The 15,377-nt window shown below is 52.3% G+C and carries 15 protein-coding genes; 5 read left to right on the top strand and 10 right to left on the bottom strand.

Going from position 1 to position 15,377, the window contains the following annotated elements; translation table 11 throughout:
- Positions 1-19 precede the first annotated feature (19 nt).
- Together CJA_RS14615 and CJA_RS14610 are read left to right on the top strand one after the other, a co-directional pair.
- Positions 20-727 (top strand): hypothetical protein, encoded by a 708-nt coding sequence (locus CJA_RS14615; RefSeq protein ID WP_041551576.1) that lies wholly within the window; start codon positions 20-22, stop codon positions 725-727.
- Positions 728-1,300: 573 nt separating this feature from the next.
- Positions 1,301-2,869: a S41 family peptidase gene (locus CJA_RS14610; protein WP_158304072.1), complete on the top strand. Its 1,569-nt coding sequence runs from the start codon at positions 1,301-1,303 to the stop codon at positions 2,867-2,869.
- 296 nt (positions 2,870-3,165) lie between these two features.
- On the opposite strand, the gene CJA_RS14605 is transcribed toward CJA_RS14610, so the two are convergent.
- Positions 3,166-3,933: a murein L,D-transpeptidase catalytic domain family protein gene (locus tag CJA_RS14605; protein ID WP_012488611.1), complete on the bottom strand. Its 768-nt coding sequence runs from the start codon at positions 3,931-3,933 to the stop codon at positions 3,166-3,168.
- A 210-nt stretch (positions 3,934-4,143) separates the two neighbouring features.
- Between CJA_RS14605 and CJA_RS14600 the strand changes: the two genes are divergently transcribed.
- Together CJA_RS14600 and CJA_RS14595 are read left to right on the top strand one after the other, a co-directional pair.
- Positions 4,144-6,210, top strand: coding sequence for a L,D-transpeptidase family protein (locus tag CJA_RS14600; protein ID WP_238526775.1), 2,067 nt, complete (start codon positions 4,144-4,146; stop codon positions 6,208-6,210).
- Positions 6,211-6,335: 125 nt separating this feature from the next.
- The gene (locus CJA_RS14595; protein ID WP_012488609.1) at positions 6,336-8,543 is read left to right on the top strand and encodes a hypothetical protein; all 2,208 of its coding nucleotides are present in this window, start codon (positions 6,336-6,338) and stop codon (positions 8,541-8,543) included.
- A 58-nt stretch (positions 8,544-8,601) separates the two neighbouring features.
- Here the strand turns inward: CJA_RS14595 and CJA_RS14590 are convergent, their stop codons facing one another.
- The 5 genes from CJA_RS14590 to CJA_RS19155 are packed head-to-tail and all read right to left on the bottom strand — an operon-like array spanning position 8,602 to position 10,469.
- Positions 8,602-9,120 (bottom strand): GyrI-like domain-containing protein, encoded by a 519-nt coding sequence (locus tag CJA_RS14590; RefSeq protein WP_012488608.1) that lies wholly within the window; start codon positions 9,118-9,120, stop codon positions 8,602-8,604.
- Positions 9,092-9,478, bottom strand: a complete 387-nt coding sequence (locus CJA_RS14585; protein WP_012488607.1) for a YciI family protein — start codon at positions 9,476-9,478, stop codon at positions 9,092-9,094. The genes CJA_RS14590 and CJA_RS14585 overlap by 29 nt, the downstream gene beginning before the upstream one ends.
- Positions 9,479-9,509: 31 nt before the next feature.
- Positions 9,510-9,914, bottom strand: coding sequence for a VOC family protein (locus tag CJA_RS14580; protein ID WP_041551574.1), 405 nt, complete (start codon positions 9,912-9,914; stop codon positions 9,510-9,512).
- Between the two features lie 57 nt (positions 9,915-9,971).
- A complete protein-coding gene (locus CJA_RS14575; RefSeq protein ID WP_012488605.1) occupies positions 9,972-10,334 on the bottom strand; it encodes a DUF1428 domain-containing protein in 363 nt (120 codons plus the stop codon).
- A gap of 24 nt (positions 10,335-10,358) precedes the next feature.
- The gene (locus CJA_RS19155) at positions 10,359-10,469 is read right to left on the bottom strand and encodes a VOC family protein (protein WP_083766876.1); all 111 of its coding nucleotides are present in this window, start codon (positions 10,467-10,469) and stop codon (positions 10,359-10,361) included.
- Between the two features lie 118 nt (positions 10,470-10,587).
- On the opposite strand from CJA_RS19155, the gene CJA_RS14570 reads away from it, so the two are divergent.
- Positions 10,588-10,935: a GFA family protein gene (locus CJA_RS14570; RefSeq protein WP_012488604.1), complete on the top strand. Its 348-nt coding sequence runs from the start codon at positions 10,588-10,590 to the stop codon at positions 10,933-10,935.
- 1 nt (position 10,936) lies between these two features.
- Here CJA_RS14570 and CJA_RS14565 read toward each other — a convergent pair whose 3' ends face one another.
- The 4 genes from CJA_RS14565 to CJA_RS14550 all read right to left on the bottom strand — a co-directional run bounded on the left by CJA_RS14565 (position 10,937) and on the right by CJA_RS14550 (position 15,372).
- Entirely contained in the window at positions 10,937-12,181 is a 1,245-nt protein-coding gene (locus CJA_RS14565) for an RNA polymerase sigma factor (RefSeq protein ID WP_012488603.1), read from the bottom strand.
- 177 nt (positions 12,182-12,358) lie between these two features.
- Entirely contained in the window at positions 12,359-13,264 is a 906-nt protein-coding gene (locus tag CJA_RS14560; protein ID WP_012488602.1) for a hypothetical protein, read from the bottom strand.
- Positions 13,265-13,406: 142 nt separating this feature from the next.
- On the bottom strand, positions 13,407-14,363 hold the full coding sequence (gene yjfF, locus CJA_RS14555; protein WP_012488601.1) for a galactofuranose ABC transporter, permease protein YjfF: 957 nt from the start codon (positions 14,361-14,363) through the stop codon (positions 13,407-13,409).
- Complete coding sequence (locus tag CJA_RS14550; RefSeq protein WP_012488600.1) at positions 14,356-15,372, bottom strand: ABC transporter permease; 1,017 nt, start codon at positions 15,370-15,372, stop codon at positions 14,356-14,358. Before CJA_RS14550 ends, yjfF begins: the two co-directional genes overlap by 8 nt.
- Positions 15,373-15,377: the final 5 nt, after the last annotated feature.

Genomic DNA, 15,377 nt, shown 5'->3' with positions numbered 1-15,377 from the left:
GTAAGTTTTCAGGTGGTTTATGCTTTTTTCTTCGTTTAAAGATAGCTTTCTTGAGTTTTCTCAAGCCTTGGAAGCACATCCTCGGCACTTGACTTGCCCATTGGTAATGGGACTTGATTTTGAAAAGCTGCAAACCGAGCAAAAACTAGAGACAGTTTTAATCGAGCTGGGGTTTAAGAAAGAGGGGGAGAGCTATTGGCAACGGGAGGAAGAAATTTATGAAGCCCACTTTTCAGACTCCAGGCAAGGCTACTTAACGCTGGGGGAGTTAAATGCCTGGCGAAAGAGATTGTTGGCGTGCTGCATCGATAGGAAAATCTGGTTATCTCTGCCACTGGCAGAAGACTTAATCGGCAGTGTTGGTGAAGCAACTAAAATTGCTATACAGAGCTTGTTGTTATCCCCGCGGCAGCCAAGGGTTATTTTTTCACCTCAGACGCAGCCGAAGGAGCAGGCTGCCCTGTTCACGGCATTAGGATTTATGCGTTGGCCGGAGGCATGGCTGATCATTTTTGATGATTATTATGCAAGAAATAACTTTTCACTAGAGTTTCTGGAGGCATTCCTGGGCTTGCTTGAGGGTAATATTTCAGTTGAAGATGCTACTGAAATATTATCTTGTCTTTTAAAAAATTATGATATTAATGAATATATAGATGTAACTTTAAGTATGTATGAAATAAAAGATAGATTGTTCTATATACTAAGAGAGATCTATCTCAAATAATTATTAAAAAACATGCTTATTTTTAAATAAGCCAATTGCAAAATTGTGCCGTTTTGTTTACTCTTTTTAATACGGCACCACTGCTGTGAAACGCCCCTGTGGTCCGAAACGGTTAATGGTGTGGTTCCACGATTGCCCCCAAGTCGTAAAAATATCGTGCGAAACGAGAAAGTTCAGTAGCAATAGGTTGTGTCGCATAAGCATGTTGTTGGTCTTCGGTTATGATTTTCGAGGCGCCCAACGTTCAGTTCATTCTGCGTGCTATCAAGTGTCACGTACTTTAGGTCTCTGTCCTGTATCGAAGTAGTCAGCGATAAGCCCTATGGGTCGAGCCGTTTACGGGATCGGTGGTGGGCTGACAGGAGTCTCAGCTTCGGCTGAGCTCCGTCAGCAAGCCTCGTTATTTTGATGTTCGATAATTTCTTCATCTCCTGCCTATGTTTTTCCCCTTTGTTATGGCCAGGATTTTTCCTATAGCCATATCTTCGTTAATTGATTACTCTCCCCATGCGATCAGAGGATTGCGAATAACATAATCACACTTAATAGTTGGAATTTATAAATATGCATAGGATGATTAATCCGTGGCTGATGTTTGCAGCGGTTTTACCCTTGGTAGGATGCGGTGGTGGAGGTTCGGGTACAGACAAGTCAAAAACGGTTGGCGGTCAGTCGAGCAGCACAGCCTGGGTGTCGGGCGTATACCCGCCGGCGGCTAACTTTATTAACAGATGTGAGCTGCCTCGCCAGGGGAAAAGTCCAATAACCAATCAGAATTACCCCGACACTAAAGGCAGTTATGTCGATGAGAATAATTTCCTGCGCTCCTGGAGCCAGGATACTTATCTTTGGTATCGGGAGTTGGTTGATCGAAACCCTGCCAACTATCCTGATACAGAAAATTATTTTAACCTGCTAAAAACCAATGCCAAAACATCCAGTGGTGCAGACAAGGATAAGTATCACTACAGCATGGACTCCGATGAGTACGCGGCGCTTTCCCAATCCGGGCTTCGTTACAGTTATGGCATGGAGCTGGCGTTTATTCGCAATGTTCCACCACGCGAGTTGCGGGTTATCTACGTTCAACCAGGATCTCCAGCAGCCCTTCAGTCGATCACCCGGGGCAGTAAAATAGTGGGTGTGGATGGCGTTGATCTTGTTAATAACAATACCTCGGCAGGAATCAATACACTTAATCGCGGTTTGTTTCCTGATGCCGCCGGGCAGGCACATACCTTTGATATTCAAAAGCCGGGGGCCAGCCAATCCGTCAGTATTGTTATGCAATCGGCGCGCGTGACCAGTGTTCCTGTGCAACAGGTAAAAACCCTGGACACAGAGACAGGTAAAGTGGGTTATTTTGCTTTCCACGATCATATCGCACCGGCCGAGGTGGCGCTACGTGATGCCATTGCGCAGTTGCAGGGCGAGTCGATAAGCGATCTGGTAATTGATTTGCGTTATAACGGTGGCGGTTATTTGGCGATTGCCAGCCAATTAGCCTACATGATTGCCGGGGCATCGGCGACAGAAAGCAAAACCTTTGAATTAATGCAATTTAATGACAAGTATCCAACCCGTAATCCGATTACCGGTGCGGCATTAACGCCGGAGCCTTTCCTTGATTATGCGTTGGGTTTTAGCCTGGCGTATGGCACGGCGTTACCCAGTTTGAATTTGTCTCGCGTTTTTGTACTCACGGGTAGTGGTACCTGTTCGGCGAGTGAGGCATTGATGAACGGCTTGCGCGGTATAGATGTTCAAGTCATCCAGATAGGCAATACAACTTGTGGTAAACCCTATGGCTTCTATTCACAGTCAAACTGTGGGACTACGTATTTTTCGGTACAGTTTCGTGGTGTAAACGCCAAGAATTTTGGTGATTACACCGAGGGTTTTTTCCCCAGTGCCGTTGATGATGGCCAGAGTCGTGTGCGTGGATGCATAGTGGCTGATGATTATTCACATGAATTGGGCAATCCAGTAGAGGCACGTTTGGCGGCAGCGTTGTATTTTCGCGAAAATGGCACTTGTCCAGGAGTGGCGGTATCGGGAAGCCAAAAACCGTCAGGGACTGTTGTGGACGATGGTGTAATGCTTAAACCCGATGTGTTGAACAGTGCCTGGATGCATTATTGATTCATAATACTCAACGATAAAGCAAATAAAGGCGCACGTTTGAGTGCGCCTTTATTTTTTATGCTGAACATCGCTTGATCAGTCGTTTTGCAGGCAAGGCCACGTGGTGGCAGAGCCGTTGTGTACTCCCCCTGATTAAGTGGCACCTTTTCCTAACAAAAGGGAGTCACTATGCGAAGGTACAAAACTCACGTAAGACGTGGACATACTCAACAGAATTCAAAATCCGAGCGGCCAGGCTGAGCCTTGCACACAGTATTTGTCCTTTATCCTGGGGGCGATCGTTTGCGGACTTTTTAGTCAGTACGCAAACTGATTTGCTGCTGCGCCGGGCAGTTAAGGAATTTGGAGCTGCTCAGCCATTGTTGATCAGGATAATAGGAAAATAAAAACTGTTCGCCCTTGATGGTATCGATCACCTTGCGTGCGATGCCATTGTTCACCGCGGGGCAACCCCAGCTGCGCCCCAGGCGACCGTACTTGCGGATGTGGTTGTAATTCACATAGGGGGCGCCGTGAAACACAATGGCGCGCTCCATGGCTTTATCGTTAAAGCCAGCTTCGAGTCCCTCCATACGCAGTGAGTAGCCATTAGCACCGTTATAGGTTTCTTTTGTCAGGAATAATCCTAAACTGGATTGAAGGCTGCCATAGGTATTGGAAAAGTGGCGTGCAACATTCTCTCCGGTATTTTTACCGTGGGCGACCAACTCCTGGAAGAGCAGCTTGCCGGTATTCAGGTCAAACACCCACAGGCGCGGTTTGGTGGATACCAGGGAGTAGTCGATCAGGGTCAGGTTGCGTGCCGGTGTCATACCATTGGACAGGGCGCAATCCAGCGCAGTTAAGGCCAGGCCGATAACACTGGGGTTGGCGGCCGGCGCAGCGCGCGCCATGCGTTGGAGCAGGTCAGGGTAGCCAGCGCTGGTCAGGTTGGGATAGGGTGCTGTGGATTTTGCGGTTGCCGGTTTGGGCGCGTGTGCCTGGCTGGCCAAGGCGGGAGTTAAACCTGGGATACAGAGGGCCATAAAAAGGGCGGCCACAAAAAAGGGCTTGCTGAACATATCGTTATCCTGGTCTTGCACTAGCGGGATAGGGTGATGGTTGTGTTGCGGCAGCCTTGCTGTGGATCCGGGATTCCGGATGCTGAACCTTTGCGATCTTATGGGTTGCCTAAAAAACAGGCAGAGGGCGATCCTAGCACTGCTTTGGTGCTCTGGCAAAGGCCAACATGTTGTGTTTTCGTTGTTTGTGAGGTGGTTGTGGGTAGCAGGATGAACTTGTCCGGAGGCTGGATGCGCGCTGGCACGCTGTATAGGAGCCTGAAAACCGGGTTGATGTTGTTGGTAGTGGTCGAGCTGTTATGGATTAAGCCTTTGTGGGCTCAATCAGCGGTGCCCCTTTCCCCTGAGCAAGCCTATGAGATCAGGCTCAGTCAATTACTGGCAGAGCACCTGACTCCTTACCTGCCACCCACTGTTTCCCCGGATAACCAACAGCAAACGGCTGCTATATCATCCCCGGCCAGTGCGAGTGCATCCAGTGATGCCCCTGTGGGTGATAAACCTGTCGTTTCCCCCTTAACCAATAGCGCTGCTGATATGCCGTTGGCGGTTGCCGAGTTTTATGCCCTGCGCAACTTTCGCCCGGTGTGGGTTAGCCGGGATCAATACCAGGCACTGATACAGGCTATTGCCGGTTTGGCGGAGGATGGCCTAGAGCCTGAGGATTACCAGCTTACCCGCTTGCAGCAGGGATTTTTCCTGGTGGGTGATATGGCGCCCGAGGTACTGCCATTGCGCCTGGCTGACGAGTTGACAGCAACCACGGCGTACCTGCGCGCACTCTTCCATTTGTATAACGGTAAGGTGGATGCCGAAGGGCTGCATCCCCAGTGGCAATTTTCATGGAGTGCGATGGGGCCCGAACCATGGCGGCAAGCCATCGCCACGGCAGTCACTAGCGGGGTTGTAACCAGTGGGGCTATAGACGATGTCTTTGCCAGGGCGCGCCCGCAGCATCGGATATACAGTGGGTTACGTGCTGGATTGCTGCGTTATCGGCAGCTGGTGGACGATGGTGGCTGGCCTGCGCTGGAATCGGGGCCTACCCTCAAGCCCTGCATGATTGATCCCCTCATTGCCGTACTGCGTCGCCGCCTGGCGGTAAGCGGTGAATACCAGCCACCGGTTGCCGATCAACGCCCAGCGTCATCCAGCCTGGACAGTGCGGCTGGTTCCTTGCCGCCCCAGGTGCGCAAGTGCCTTGCTGCTGCACCTCCCGCGGCAATAACCAGTAAAACCGGCACCTCATCAACTTATGCCCCATCCAGCAGTGCGGCGTCCCAACAGGGCGAGCAGGTGGATGTGGATAATGCCCAGTCCGCGTTGCTGTCCAGTGCATCTTCCTCCCCGGCATCAACAGCCGATGCCAGCGTATCGAGCTTGCCGGCGATTAACCCGGATGAGGTGTTTGATGAGTATTTGGTGGAGGCGGTTAAAACCTTCCAGCGCGAGCAATACCTGGAGGTGGATGGTGCCATTGGGCCGGCGACCCGCGCGGCCCTGAATGTTTCTGCCAAGACACGCTTGGAGCAAATCCGTGTCAACCTCGATCGCGCGCGCTGGCTGCTCCACTCAATTCCTCCCGAGATGGTGCTGGTGGATATTGCCGGTTTTAAAGTGACTTACTTCAAGGCCAGCCAGCCTATCTGGCGCTCGCGGGTGCAGGTGGGAATGGCTTATCGCACCTCGCCGCTGTTTCGCTCCGAGGTGAATTACATCACCCTCAACCCGACCTGGACTGTCCCTCCCACCATCCTGCGCAAAGACATACTGCCCAAATTGCGCAAGGGGGATTTGAGTTATCTGCGCGATAACCGGATTCGCGTACTCAATCGGCAGGGCCAGGAGTTGGATCCGGCCAGTATCGATTGGCAGCGACCCGGCGCGATCACCCTGCGCCAGGACGCCGGGCCGAAAGCAGCATTGGGTAAAGCTGTCATTCGCTTCCCGAATTCCCATGCGGTATACCTGCACGATACGCCACACCAGCGCCTGTTCGAAAAAAGCCAGCGTGCCTTTAGCTCCGGTTGTATCCGCGTCGAACGGGCCCTGGAACTGGTGCAGTTGCTGCTTAGCGATACCCCCGGTTGGGATGCGGCTGCCATAGAAAAGGCATTGGCCACCGGCAATACGCGCAATGTCATCCTGGCCAGGCGTGTTCCTATCTTGCTGGCCTATTGGACGGCGGATGTGATCGATGAACACAAGGTCGTGTTTAAGCCGGATATTTATGCACGTGATCCGGTATTGCTGGCTGCGCTGAATCGCCGCGATTGATGGGAAATCCTGCTGACAACCTCTAAATATCGGTTGAAAGTGTGACCTGATTTGTATTTTTGCCAAGTCCTGTCTAGCGTTAATGGGAGTTTCAATTCCCTTCAGGCATGCAGAGGATGCTGTTTATGGCTACCCGCAAAAATTCCCGTCAGACATCCACCCTCGATGAAGGCCAGCAGGATGATGTAGCCCTGCTGGACGCTACAGAAGAAAATCCATCTGTTGCCGAGGTGGTGCGCAGTGATGAAGGCCCTGGCTATATGTACTTCACCGAGCGCGACCTGGGCAAAATTCTGTTTAACCTGGATAACCTGCGCTCCAGTGTGTATCCCCATTTAAATCTGGATCAGGACAGCGACAACCGCAAGCAGCCGCAATTTCCCTCGGTGTGCCTGATTGGCCTGGGGCGCTGCGGTTCCAATATCGCCCTGGATGTTGCCAGCCTGGTTTACAACGCGCGCAATTTTTACCTCAATGAATTCCTCTCCGAAGAAAAAGCGATTCGCGAGCAGGACCAGCGCCCCATGCGCTGGATCAAGCGCAGCCTCAATATCAAAAGTGGTCGCCAGCTCAAGCCGGTGTTTTTGATTGAGCCGCTGGTCATGCTGGGAGACCTCGACAAGGATATCGATGGACGCATCCGTTTTTCCCACAAGGGCGAGCGCTCCAATTTCCTCAAGGATTACACCAAGATGAAAATCATGGACTTGTCCGAAGTCCATGCCGGGGGCTCCGGTAATGCGCCTATCCTCGGCCAGTACCTGGCCAAGATTATCCTCAACAAGGATACCCAGCGCTTTTCCAATCCGGACTGGAAATTTGTGCACTCCTATTTGATTGACTCCTGCGGTATTAAAGCTAACCAGTCGCGCTTGTATTTCTATATTTTCAGCGCCGGTGGCGGTACCGGCTCGGGGATGGCCAGTGAGTTTGGCCTGGCCCAGCAATATGCCTACATGAGTAAAACCTTCGAAACCAAATCACTCAACGACAATTCTGCCAACCACGGCCACTCGTTTGTCTTTGAGCCGATCTTCACCAGCGGTATTTGCATATTGCCGAATATTTCCGATCACGGCGTGGAAATGTCGGAGGCCCTGCATATCAATGCCGGGCGCCTGCTGTGCAAGTATTTGTCGGAGGAGTGGGATTTCTCCTATAACTTTGACAATGAAGACAGCAGCGATGCCAGTGTGATGCACCGCATTCGCCCCTGGAATGCCATGATGTTAATTTCCAACGACATCATGCGCTATGCCGAGGCGACTGATGAGGGCAATATCCCGCACATCGATGTCAATGCGATGGAGAAATATGCCAACCAGTATATCTCCCAGCAGATTTTCAATATCCTCACCGCCCAGGCAGTCACCACCGATTACGACGAAAACTATTTCCGCCGCGCCGGTATCGATATTGGTGAAACTATTCGCCTGGATGCCAATGATTTGTTTATGAGCCTGGCCGGACCTGTGGCCGTGGCCTATGCGGAATCGGTGATTCCGGCATTGCCCCAGAACAGTGAGAAGTCGCGCCCACAGGATAAAAAATCCAGTGAGCTGAATATTGATGATCTGTTCTATCGCTCTATTGATTTGCCACACTTCAACAAGGTTACCCAGGCGATCGAGGGAATTAGCCTCCTGCCTATAGAGTCCGATCGCTATCGGGCGGCGCTGGGGCGCTACCTGCAGAACAGCTACGATCCGGAAGAATTAAAACAGCTGCATTTCTTTAAAAACTGTTCATCCATTGTGTCGATTGTCTCCCTGCCCAAGGATTACAAGCTCTCTTACATGGATTTGAACAAACTGAAATCGCACCTGAATGCGCTCTTTCCCAACACAACCCTCAAGCGTTATGCCCTGGTGATAGGTGCCTCGGCCAATATCTCCCTGACCACCCTGATTGTGAAAAGCCCTTGCCTTAGCGACGACTTCCTCACCTTGATTGTGGCCTTTATCAAACGCTGCTTTGCCAAAAGTGATTACCGCTTTGATGAACAGCTGGATAAGGCGATGCTGGAATTTATCAGTGCCGATCAATTCGATGAGGCGTTCGTGGACGAAATGCTGAATGAATACGAAAACCCGGCCAAGATCCTGGATACCAACTGGTATGCCATCAAGCCCATGTATGAGAAGAAATATCGCGAGTTGATTAACGATCCGGAAAAATTCTGCTCCATCAACGATATCCGCTTATCGCGCACCAGTGTCAAAAAGGCGATCAAGTACCTGCGTGAAATCTACCGTCACAAGATCAGCAAGACCCGTATCGTTTCCCTGAATGCAGATTTTCCAGGGTCGCTGGAGCCAGCGCGTAAGTCATAGCGGTGGTGGTGTCCGTTGTAAAAAGGCGCTCCGGATGGAGCGCTTTTTTGTTTATGGCTCAGGTTTTTTCCAGCACCGGAACCCAGATTTCGATATCGCCCTCACCGGTAACAGGATCAAAGGCTTCGCCATAGCGCTCAAAAAAGTGCAGTGACTGTTGTGTTGCCAATTGGAACCTGGCTTGGGGTAGCCAGCGATCAAAAATAGCATCTATTGTGTGGCGAATAGTGGATACATGTCCCTCGTGGTGAAATACCGCATAGTCTTGCAAGGGAATTACAAAACGGCTGAGGGCTGCGGGTAAGTTGTCGAAATCCCATAGCGTACAGCCCGCAAGATAGTGAATAGCACCGGCATCGGCGCGCATGCACAGCCCGTAATTGACTTCGCCCACGCGCTGGGCCAGTTGGTTCCACTGGCTGGTAAAGTCTTGCCAGAGTTGCGGTATACGTGTGAATGCCTCGCTGTCCAGGGGCTGGCACAGACCTGCGATCAGTAATGGCCCACTGCGCTCAATACGTGGTTCAGGGATATAGGTTTGTTGTGTGCTATGCAAATTGTTGTTCGAATCGCTCATCTTTTTCGGGGTCCAGTTCGCGCACCGGTCGAACCTCGATGGTACCCAGGCGCGCAGGTGGAATTTTGCTGGCCAATTGCAGGGCCTCGTTGAGGTCGCGTGCATCCAGTAAATAGAATCCGGCCAACTGTTCTTTGGTTTCGGCAAACGGGCCATCGGTAATCATGGGTTTGCCATCGCGCACTCGCAGGCTGGTGGCGGTGGTGATCGAGTGCAAGGCATTGCCGCCAACCATATGGCCGCTGTTGCGCAAGGACTCCACACAGGCGACACACTCGCGATTGAGTGACTGCCACTCATCGGCGGTCATGGCGTTGATAATCTTTTCATCGTAATAAACAAGGCACAGGTATTTCATAACTTCCTCGGCTGAATAGGCTGGTGGGTATTTATTGCTGGACGTGATTGGGGTCCATGTACATGACTTCCCAATGGTGCCCATCCAGGTCTTCAAAACCGTGATAGTACATAAACCCATGGTCTTGCGGCTCTATGGGGTTACCGCCACCGGCCTCAAGGGCTTTTTTTACCAGGGTGTCGACTTCCTCGCGGCTCTCGCACGAGAGGCAGATCAACACTTCTTTGCTGGTGTGTGCATCGGCAATGGCCTTTTTGGTAAAGCCCTGGAAAAAGGGCTCGGTCAATAACATGGCGTAAATATGTTCGCTGATTACCATGCACGCCGCATTTTGGTCGGTAAATTGCGGATTAAAGCTGTACCCCAGGTGTGAAAAGAATGCCTTGGATTTATCCAGGTTCTTGACCGGCAGGTTGACGAAAATTTGCGTGTTCATAAGCAATAGGTTCCCAATAGCTGTTGAAAGGAATGGTGTATTAGCAGGGCTTGTGCGTCAGTCGTGACGCACAAGCTCGCGAAAGCCGGCATAGGCCATGCGCTTGTAATCGAAGATGGAGTCGTCATTACACATGTCGCTCAGGCGCGGGTCAGCCATCACCGCCGCATTGATACGGTCGCGCTCTTCGCGCGATGGGTAAATAATCCAGGCAATAACCACCGTCTCGTTATCCTTACAACCAGCGGCCTGGCGGAAGGAAGTCATGTCGTGGCAATTAAAATCATCGCCCACGCACTCCCAATAGGCGATAGCGCCATGGTCTTTCCAGACCGCCCCGGCCTTGTCGGCCATTTTTTGGTATTCAGTGAGTTTCTCGGGAGCAATGGGCAGTAAAAAACCGTCAACATAATGAGTCATGATCTTTCTCCTGTGGTGATGTTATCAGTTCAGGTAATGGGCCAGTATGGCGGAGTTGCTAAAAATACGTGTATAAAAATGTATCGCTTCTTCCGCCCTGTCATTGAACCAGAGAAATGGCGTAATTTTTTGCATAAGGATGGTTCCTTGAAGTGATTGTCTCTCCCTAGTCGATTTCACGCCCGGTTATTCGACAATAGCGGTGAAATTTTTTTCATTTTTTTTAAATCATCCACTCCGAGAGGAAATACCCATGGTTTATCAAGGCAGCTGCCACTGTGGCAATATCCGGTTCGATGTTGAAGGGGCGCTGGAGGGGGCGCTCTCCTGTAACTGTTCGATCTGTCAGCGTAAAGGCTCCTTATTATGGTTTGTGCCTCGCGACCATTTTCACCTGGCAACCAGTGGGGAACAGGTGGGAACCTATACCTTCAACCGGCATGTGATCAAGCATAAGTTTTGCCAGGTCTGCGGGGTTGCCCCCTATGCGGAAGGTGTTGACCCCAAAGGCAATGCCATGGCTGCCATCAATATTCGCTGCCTGGAGGGGATAGACCTGGATGCTATCCTGATTACCCATTACAGCGGGCGTGATGTCTGACCTATCCGGCTCCCAGCGCTGTCAGGCGGCGCTGCAGGAAGCGTTGTTCAGCCGCCTGTTCGGTCAGCGCCAGGGCCAGGCGATAGGCTTGTTGGGCGGCATCCAGCTGCCCCAGTTGCTGGAGCAGGTCAGCGCGCGCAGCGTGGAACAGGTAGTAATCTTTCAGGTGGCCGCGTTCGGCCAGCGCTTCGATCAGGCTCAAACCACTTGCCGGGCCATCGCGCATGGCGACGGCGACAGCGCGATTCAGTTCTACGATGGGGCTGGGGGTCAGGCGGAGCAGCAAATCGTAGAGCCCGACAATCTCATGCCAGTCGGTTTGCGCAAAGCTGGGTGATTCACCATGCACCGCCGCTATGGCGGCTTGGACACTGTAGATACCGGCGCCACCCCGATTAAACGCCTGCCGGATCAGGGCCGAGCCCTCTGCAATTTGCGCATGGTTCCACAGGCGTCGATCCTGGTCTTCCAGGCGAATCAAATCCCCCTGTTCATCCTGCCGTGCCGCGGCGCGCGCCTGCTGGATCAGCATCAGTGCCAGTAGCCCCTGTGCTTCAGGCTCCGGCATCAGTTGCACCAATAAGCGTCCCAGGCGAATGGCCTCCAGGGTTAGGTCGTGGCGAATCAGGTTCTCGCCAGAGGAGGCGGAATAGCCTTCATTAAAAACAAGATAAATAACCCGCAGGACTGCCGATAATCGTTCCGGTAATTGTTCCCGGCCAGGGATTTCGTAGGGGATATTGGCATCGCGGATCTTGGCTTTGGCGCGCACAATCCGCTGCGCCAGGGTACTGGGGGTGGTAAGGAAGGCGCGCGCAATGGCTTCGGTGGTCAGGCCGCAGACTTCGCGCAGGGTCAGGGCCAACTGGGCTTCGGGAGCCAGGCTGGGGTGGCAACAGGTGAAAATAAGCCGCAATTGGTCATCGGCAAACAGCTGTTCATCCCAATCCTCGCCATCGCTAATGGCCTCTTCCAACTCGTCGACAACATCATCCAGGGTTGTCTGGAAACGCGCGCGTCGGCGCAACTGGTCAATTGCCTTAAAGCGGCCGGTAGATACCAGCCAGGCGCGCGGATTTTGGGGGACGCCTTCATGGGGCCATTGGTGCAGTGCGGCGGTAAATGCCTCCTGGGTTGCCTCTTCCGCCAGGTCAAAGTCCTTGAGCAAGCGGATCAGGCTGGCCAGCACACGCCGCGACTCACTGCGGTAGAGGCTGTTAATCAGGGCTTCGATACGGGCCGGCATCACAGAATCCTTAATGGCTTTTGGGGCATGGCTAACAATAACGCCTGGCGAGTGTAAGCCATATTCAGTGTGCAAATTGTAGCGAGTCGTAACAGGGGGGTTGTTTTTTTATGTGTCCATTTCAGATCGGTAGGGAAATGTACTGAACATCGCTTGGGCGCAATGTTCTGGTGGTTCTCAATGTGTTATCGGTTGTGTGGTAGATGCATGGGGGGCGTTCAGTAATTGCCAATCCTGTACGCCTGGATGAAAAAAGCCGCATTCTTCGTAAGCCTGGCGAATAATATGATTGGCCTCCAATATGGCAATGCCTTTTTGCAGCGCATTAAAAATAGCTTCACCTTGTGGATGCTGTTTGCTAACCGGCCAGTGGCGGCTTCCGGGTAGTGATACTTTGATGCCGGGGATGGGGACCAACGCAAGGTTGTTGACCTTTATTTTCATTCCCGGCGTGCTTTGAAACGGCGCTAAGGTGATATCGGCTCGCCCTGCGACTACCATGCGCACTATCTGCACCCAATAGGTGGAGTAATAAATTCGTCCTATGCCCAGGGATTTCAGTGTGCTGACGTCCGCTTTCCAGTGGCTATTGGATGCGGCAGTTAATTGACGGACTTTATCAAGGCTGGTGGCGTCGAGTGCTTTGCGGTTATCCGGGCGGGTATAGATGCCAACGATAAAATCGCCTTCATGGACGATTGCACTGCTAATGTAAATCTGGTCCTCGTAGGGTTGCATATCCTCAAGCCATTTGGGGGCGCCGGAAATGGCCACTTGGCCATCATTAACCAATTTTAAAATGCGCAGGTAACTGTTTTCCGGGCGCAGTGTGACACTTCCCTGGTAGCCACCCAAATGCAATGCCTGTTGCAGCAGCACCAGTTCCACCACGTCCCGGCGCGCACCCGGGCCGGCGAAGTGCGTGATCTTTAAGGGATCGCGCGTTCCGACAAACAGTTGGTAATCCTGAATAATGTCTTCATCGACGGCGGCGACAATAGTTTGCCCGGCACCTGCCCATAGGGGAGTCACCAATGTCAACAGCAGGATAAGCCAGTGTGCTTTCTTAAGGGCAGTATTCAAGGGCCGCTCTCTACAGCCAATGTAGTGGTCTTACAGGATTCTACCCCTGTCATTTACAGGGGTACAAAACTGAATCGTCAAGATTAGTGTAGTGCAGTTTCACTTTGGCGATAGAAGGGCGGCGAATGCCGCCCTGGAGGCGTTAAGGGTTCCTGGTTTTGACCAGCAATTGTTGCAGCGCGATAAAACAAAATAACAGTAAACCAATCACTATCTTGGTCCACCAGCTGCTGAGGGTACCGTCGAAGGAAATGTAGGTTTGCACCACACCCATAATCAATACCCCGATCAGGGTGCCGAACAGGTAGCCGTAACCACCGGTCAGCAGGGTTCCGCCAATGACTACCGCTGCAATTGCATCCAGTTCCACACCTACGGCGGCCAGGGAGTAGCCGGAAAAGGTGTAGAAGGAATAAATAATGCCGGCGAGGGTGGCGAGCAGGCTGCTGATGGCATAAATAGCGATAGTGGTTTGTGCCAGCGGAATCCCCATCAGCGCGGCTGAGTTGGCATCGCCGCCCAGTGCGTAAACACGGCCGCCAAAGCGCGTGTAGTGGGCAATGACGATGGCGATCAACAGTACCAGCAGGCAGATGATCGTTGAGCTGCCGATCCAGGCACCATCGAATACTTCAAACCCGAATGCCGAAAAGTCGTTATAGAAGGTGTGATCAATGGGAATGGATTCTTCGCTGATGACACTGGCCAGGCCGCGCGCGAAAAACATGCCAGCGAGAGTGACGATAAACGGTTGCATCCTGTAGTAATGGATGATGGCACCCATAGCCGCGCCAAACAGGGTGCCGCCCACCAATACCACCGGAAATGCCAGCAGCGGATGCCATTGGTATTGGCTGATCAGTACACTGCATACCACACCGGTCAGGGCAATCACGGCGCCGACAGACAGGTCAATACCACCGGACAGGATCACAAACGTCATGCCCACCGCGGCGATAATTAAAAAGGCATTATCGCTGAGCAGATTGAAAAAGACCCGCGCACTGCCGAAGCCTTCAAATTGTACGGAGCCTATGCCAAACAATAAAAAGAACAGGCAGCAGGTAACGATCAGTGGAATAAATTTACGATTAAGCACGACTGGCTCCCTGGGATGATCGCTTGCGTAATTTGAAGTGGCTGAGTTGTTGCTGGAAGCGGGGCGATTGCAACAGCAGTACCAGGATAATGGCAACAGCTTTGATCAGCAGGTTGTACTTGGGCGGAATACCGCTGAGGATAATCGTTACGGTCAGGGTCTGGATAATCAGTGCACCGATAATCGCCAGTGCCAGTGAAAAGCGACCGCCCATCAGTGAAGCGCCGCCGATCACCACGGCGAGAATCGCATCCAGCTCCAGCCATAACCCGGCGTTGTTGGCATCGGAACCTTTGATGTCGGCGGCGGCAATCATCCCCGCCAGGGCCGCACACAGTGCGGCGACACAATACACACTCAGTTTGATCGCCTTTGCATTCAAACCCATGTAATGGCTGGCAGACGGATTCGCACCTACGGCTTCGATATACAAACCCAATGCGGTGCGGCGAGTGAGTAATTGCACAAGCGCAAAAGTGATGATGACCAGCACAATGGGGAAGGGCAATCCGAGGAAACTGCCGGTGCCTAAAAAGGCAAAACCGGCGTGATCGAATGTCACTATCTGGCCTTCGTTAATCAACTGGGCAATACCACGTCCTGCGACCATGAGAATTAATGTGGCCACAATCGGCTGGATACTCATGTAACCGACCAGGAAACCGTTGATGATTCCGGCAACCAGCCCCGCGCCCAGTCCAGCGCCGATAATAAACGCCAGGTTGCTGCTGCCCTGGGTGAGGCAATAGGCACTGACCGCACCGGCAATCGCCATGATGGAGCCGACCGATAAGTCCACACCACCGGTGGCAATCACCAGTGACATACCGATGGCCAGTAAGGCGACCGGTGCCGCGCGATTGAGTACATCGATCAGGCTGCCGTAGAGCCGTCCGTCTTTAAATTCCAGGTGAAAAAATTCCGGCGCGATCAGGGCATTGATCGCAATCAGCACCAGCAATCCGACACAGGGCCAGAGATAGCGGCGCAGGTTTTGATGGGATGTCATAAATT

It is taken from the genome of Cellvibrio japonicus Ueda107, assembly GCF_000019225.1.
In the GTDB taxonomy this organism is placed as follows: Bacteria; Pseudomonadota; Gammaproteobacteria; order Pseudomonadales; family Cellvibrionaceae; genus Cellvibrio; species Cellvibrio japonicus.
The sequence above is the reverse complement of the archived record's forward strand: the minus strand, read 5'-3'. Positions and strand labels throughout refer to the sequence as shown.

Coding starts and splice junctions, on each gene's coding strand:
- CJA_RS14590 (WP_012488608.1), bottom strand. CDS start 9,120: ATGAGCGATTCGAACAACAATTTGCATAGCACACAACAAACCTATATC.
- CJA_RS14565 (WP_012488603.1), bottom strand. CDS start 12,181: ATGCCGGCCCGTATCGAAGCCCTGATTAACAGCCTCTACCGCAGTGAG.
- CJA_RS14585 (WP_012488607.1), bottom strand. CDS start 9,478: ATGAAATACCTGTGCCTTGTTTATTACGATGAAAAGATTATCAACGCC.
- CJA_RS14605 (WP_012488611.1), bottom strand. CDS start 3,933: ATGTTCAGCAAGCCCTTTTTTGTGGCCGCCCTTTTTATGGCCCTCTGT.
- CJA_RS14600 (WP_238526775.1), top strand. CDS start 4,144: ATGAACTTGTCCGGAGGCTGGATGCGCGCTGGCACGCTGTATAGGAGC.
- CJA_RS19155 (WP_083766876.1), bottom strand. CDS start 10,469: ATGCAAAAAATTACGCCATTTCTCTGGTTCAATGACAGGGCGGAAGAA.
- CJA_RS14610 (WP_158304072.1), top strand. CDS start 1,301: ATGATTAATCCGTGGCTGATGTTTGCAGCGGTTTTACCCTTGGTAGGA.
- CJA_RS14550 (WP_012488600.1), bottom strand. CDS start 15,372: ATGACATCCCATCAAAACCTGCGCCGCTATCTCTGGCCCTGTGTCGGA.
- CJA_RS14570 (WP_012488604.1), top strand. CDS start 10,588: ATGGTTTATCAAGGCAGCTGCCACTGTGGCAATATCCGGTTCGATGTT.
- CJA_RS14615 (WP_041551576.1), top strand. CDS start 20: ATGCTTTTTTCTTCGTTTAAAGATAGCTTTCTTGAGTTTTCTCAAGCC.
- CJA_RS14580 (WP_041551574.1), bottom strand. CDS start 9,914: ATGAACACGCAAATTTTCGTCAACCTGCCGGTCAAGAACCTGGATAAA.
- CJA_RS14575 (WP_012488605.1), bottom strand. CDS start 10,334: ATGACTCATTATGTTGACGGTTTTTTACTGCCCATTGCTCCCGAGAAA.
- CJA_RS14595 (WP_012488609.1), top strand. CDS start 6,336: ATGGCTACCCGCAAAAATTCCCGTCAGACATCCACCCTCGATGAAGGC.